The sequence below is a fragment of the Burkholderia sp. E168m23 genome (assembly GCF_016586125.1).
In the GTDB taxonomy this organism is placed as follows: domain Bacteria; phylum Pseudomonadota; class Gammaproteobacteria; order Burkholderiales; family Burkholderiaceae; genus Burkholderia; species Burkholderia orbicola.
In genome coordinates, this window is sequence record NZ_BCPP01000675.1 from 1 (window position 1) to 4,057 (window position 4,057).

6 protein-coding genes are annotated in these 4,057 nt (G+C 68.8%); 4 read left to right on the forward strand and 2 right to left on the reverse strand.

The features are described from left to right. From JMF90_RS27205 to JMF90_RS27215, 3 genes are all read left to right on the forward strand, one after another. On the forward strand, nt 1–351 hold a 351-nt coding region (locus JMF90_RS27205; protein WP_201325657.1), incomplete at its 5' end, for a transporter substrate-binding domain-containing protein. Nucleotides 352–365: 14 nt separating this feature from the next. Beyond that, nucleotides 366–1,046: an amino acid ABC transporter permease gene (locus JMF90_RS27210; RefSeq protein ID WP_011546495.1), complete on the forward strand. Its 681-nt coding sequence runs from the start codon at nt 366–368 to the stop codon at nt 1,044–1,046. Next, the gene (locus JMF90_RS27215) at nt 1,043–1,801 is read left to right on the forward strand and encodes an amino acid ABC transporter ATP-binding protein (RefSeq protein ID WP_011694444.1); all 759 of its coding nucleotides are present in this window, start codon (nt 1,043–1,045) and stop codon (nt 1,799–1,801) included. Before JMF90_RS27210 ends, JMF90_RS27215 begins: the two co-directional genes overlap by 4 nt. Before the next feature lie 30 nt (nt 1,802–1,831). Here JMF90_RS27215 and JMF90_RS27220 read toward each other — a convergent pair whose 3' ends face one another. After that, entirely contained in the window at nt 1,832–2,647 is an 816-nt protein-coding gene (locus JMF90_RS27220) for an alpha/beta fold hydrolase (protein WP_011694443.1), read from the reverse strand. Between the two features lie 81 nt (nt 2,648–2,728). On the opposite strand from JMF90_RS27220, the gene JMF90_RS27225 reads away from it, so the two are divergent. Beyond that, nucleotides 2,729–3,343, forward strand: a complete 615-nt coding sequence (locus JMF90_RS27225) for a CGNR zinc finger domain-containing protein (RefSeq protein WP_054928170.1) — start codon at nt 2,729–2,731, stop codon at nt 3,341–3,343. Nucleotides 3,344–3,379: 36 nt separating this feature from the next. Here the strand turns inward: JMF90_RS27225 and JMF90_RS27230 are convergent. Beyond that, nucleotides 3,380–4,057: DUF3592 domain-containing protein (locus tag JMF90_RS27230; RefSeq protein WP_201325658.1), on the reverse strand; the 678-nt coding region annotated here is incomplete at its 5' end.

Sequence of the window (4,057 nt, forward strand, 5' to 3'; positions counted from 1 at the left end):
GCGAACACGCTGACCAGCAATTTCGGCAAGCTCGCGGCCGCGCACGGCGCCGACGTGGTGCCCGTGCAGGGCTTCAACGAATCGATCGACCTGCTGACGTCCGGCCGCGTCGATGCGACGATCAACGACTCGCTGTCGTACCTCGATTTCCGCAAGCACAAGCCCGACGCGAAACTGAAGATCGCGGCGACCGACACGACCGGCGCGGGCGACGCATCCGGCGTGCTGCTGCGCAAGGGCAGCCCCGCGCTGGTGGCGGCGATCGACAAGGCGCTCGCGGACATCAAGGCGGACGGTACCTACGCGAAGATCTCGCAGAAGTACTTCGGCCGCGACGTGTCGCAGCCGTGACGCGAGGCTGAACGATGCCGGCCTGGCTGCACCTGATGGCGGAATCGCTGCGGCCCCTGCTCGTTGCAGGGCTCGTGTTTACGGTTCCGCTCACGCTCGCGTCGTTCGCGATCGGTTTATTGCTTGCGTTCGGCGCGGCGCTCACGCGGCTGTTCGGGCCGCGCTGGGCGCAGGCCGTCGTGCGGTTCTATATCTGGCTGTTTCGCGGCTCGCCGCTGCTCGTGCAACTGTTCGTGATCTTCTACGGATTGCCGAACGTCGGCATCGTGCTCGATCCGCTGACGGCCGCCGTGATCGGTTTCTCGCTGAACGTCGGCGCATACAACGCGGAAGTGATTCGCGGCGTGATCGAATCGATGCCCAAGGGGCAGTGGGAGGCCGCGTACTCGATGTCGATGACGCGCGCGCAGGCACTGCGTCGCGCGATCCTGCCGCAGGCCGCGCGTGTCGCGCTGCCCGCGCTGTCGAATTCATTCATTTCGCTCGTGAAGGACACGTCGCTCGCTGCCGTGCTGACGGTGCCCGAGATCTTCCAGGCCGCGCAACGCATCGCGGCCGTGACCTACGAGCCGCTGATCCTCTATACCGAAGCCGCGCTGATCTACCTGCTGTTCAGCTCGGTGCTGTCGTCGCTACAACGCCGGCTGGAGCTTCGCTTCGGCCGCCACGCGCTGTTCCAGGCGGAGTTGCGATGATCCGCCTCGAACGCATCGACAAGTCGTTCGGCACGCACCGCGTGCTGAGCGGGATCGACCTCGCGCTGCAGCCGGGCAGCGTGACCGCGCTGATCGGCCCGTCCGGCAGCGGCAAGAGCACGCTGCTGCGCTGCGTGAACCTGCTCGAAGTGCCGGAGGCGGGTGCGCTGGTCGTCGGCGATGCGCGCATCGACTTCGTGCCGGCGCGCCGGCCGTCGCGCGACGCGGTGTTCGCGGTGCGCAAGCAGACCGGCATGGTGTTCCAGAACTTCCAGTTGTTTCCGCACCTGAGCGTCGTGCAGAACGTGATGGAGGGGCTCGTGACCGTGCAGCGCTGGCCGCGCGAGCGGGCCCGGGAGCGCGCGCTCGCGCTGCTCGACAAGGTCGGCATCGCGGACAAGGCCGACGCATGGCCGGCCACGCTGTCGGGCGGACAGCAGCAGCGCGTGGCGATCGCGCGGGCGCTCGCGCCGTCGCCGCAGGTGCTGCTGTGCGACGAGCCGACGTCGGCGCTCGATCCGGAGCTGTCCGTCGAAGTGGTCGAGGTGCTGCGCCAGCTCGCGCGCGAAGGCACGACGATGCTGATGGCCACGCACGACCTGCGTCTGGCCGCGTCGATCGCGCATGATGCGGTGTTCCTCGCCGATGGCCGCATCGTCGAAGCGGGCGCGTCGCGCGACCTGTTCGGCCGGCCGCGCGACCCGCGCACCGCGAAGTTCGTCGCGACGCTCGCGCAAGGCGTGCCGGCGTTCTGACGCGGCACGTAACACGCGCTGGGGTGATGCTCAGCCCAGCGTGTATCCGTCGAGCACGGCGGCGACGATTGCTTCCGGCGCATCCTCCTGAACCAGATGGCCCGCGTGCGGGACCCGGATCAACTGGCCGTCCGCGATGCGATCGGCGAGCGCCTGCCCTTGTTCGAGCGGAATCCACACGTCGTCCTCGCCCCACACGATGCGCACCGGAAAGTCCGGCGGCGCGTAGCGGGCCTCCGCTTCCTCGATGTAGCGCTGGCGCATCTGCGCGATCTGGCGATAGAACGCGGCCTGGCCGGCCGACGTGAGCCACGGCTCGCGGTAGATCGACAGCACGTCGTCGCTCAACGGCCGTGCGACTGCCTGGCCGATATACGTCGACACGAGCGCATGGTGTGCGTACGCGGGCAAGCCGGTGAACGCAGCTTCGTGCTGCGCGACGTGGCGCACGAACGGCGAGCCTTGCGGCGCGATCGCGACCGGGTTCACGAGCGTCAGATCCGCATACGCGATGCCGTCGAGAAAATGCGCGCGCAGCACGGTTGCGCCGCCGTAGTCGTGCGCGAGCACGCGCGGCCGCGCCAGTTTCCATTCATTCAGCAGCGCGCCGAACAGCACGTTCTGGCAACCCAGCGACACGTCCGCATCCGGCATGTCGGACTGGCCGTAGCCGAGCAGGTCGTAGAAGTACACGCGATGGCGTCGCGCGAGCCACGGCGCGATCCGGCGCCAGACCTGCGACGAAAACGGCGTGCCGTGCACGAGGACGAGCGGCGGGCCTTCGCCGAGCGTGCCCCATGCAATCCGGTGGCCTTCGAAATTGAAGCGGTTCGGGAGTTCGAGCATCGGCTTCTCCGTGATAACCTGTTTCGGTTGTTAACAGGTTACGCCGGATTCTCCGGATGTGAAACCGATAGGCGAAAATAAATGGTTACTCGATCCGACCCGGCGCGACCCGGGTACGAATGGCGTGAGACCGATTTCATCGGCGGCCATCCGGCGCTCGACTTTCTCAATACGGTGGCCGACACGGGCAAGACGCGCGACGAGGACAAACTCGTCGACTGGCCGGCCGTGCGGGCGTGGGCCGGGAAAGCGGGATTGCTGGCGCCCGACGATCTGGCGCGGCTGCTGCGTCATCCGCGCCAGGACGGCCCGGATGAACTGGCGGCGCTGCGCCGCTTTCGCGACGACGCGTACGTCGCGATCGCGCATCTGACGGCCGAAGGCGGCGGCAGCGCGGGCGCGCGCGCGGCGGAGCGGCTCGCGGTGGCGATCCGCGACGCGATCGGGCGCAGCGCATTCGACGCGGTCGGCGGCCGCTTCGCGTGGCGGCCCGATGCACGGGCCGCGTCGCGCTGGGTCGATGCGGTCGCGCTCGGTTTCGAACATCTGATGCGCAGCGACGATTTCGCGCGCGTGCGGCAATGTGGTCGGTGTACGTGGTTCTTCGTCGATCGCGGCCGCGGCGTGGGGCGGCGGTGGTGCGACATGCGCACGTGCGGGAATCGCGCGAAGGTGGAGGCGTTCAGGGAGCGGTGATGCGCGCGTCGCGACGATTGCCGTGCCGCGCGCGCGTCATTGAGCGGCCTCGTGCGGACGGTGATCGGGCCATAACGTCGCGGCGACGAACAGCCCCGCTGCCAGGAACGGCGCACCGATCGCGAACAGGATGGCCGTGAGGCCCCAGCGATCCCAGAAGCGGTCGACGAGCGCGCGCTCGGGCGTGACGGGGTCGTACAGCACGTTGACCGCGTCGCCTTCGTGCAGCCCCGGGTGCGACGACGCCGAGCCCTGGGCGAACGTGATGAGTCGCCCGCTGTCGGTCGTGAATGCGACGACGGCCGAATACAGCGCCGTGCGCGACCGCGACGACCGCCCGTTTTTCGCGATCTCGACGACGTGGCCGGTCGAACGCGCATAGTGGTGGACGATTTGCCACTGATGCAGGCCGGCCGCGCCGGCGCCGGCGAGGAAGCCCGTGCCGATCGCGATCGGAATCAGCACGATCGCGACATCCCAGCGGCGCCGTGCCGGCTTGCGTGCGACGCGGCGTGGTGCCGGGTCCGATTGCCGTCGGCGGCGCTCGCTGGCGATCAGCAGCCCGCCGATCGCGAACGACGCGACGGCGAGCAGCGCCGGCACGGCCACCGGAAACCAGCGTTGCGTGAAATCGTCGATCAGCGCGGGGCGCTCGGGATGCTCGGGGTCGAGCAGGACGTCGACGTTTTCGCCGATGTCGTATGCGGGGACCGT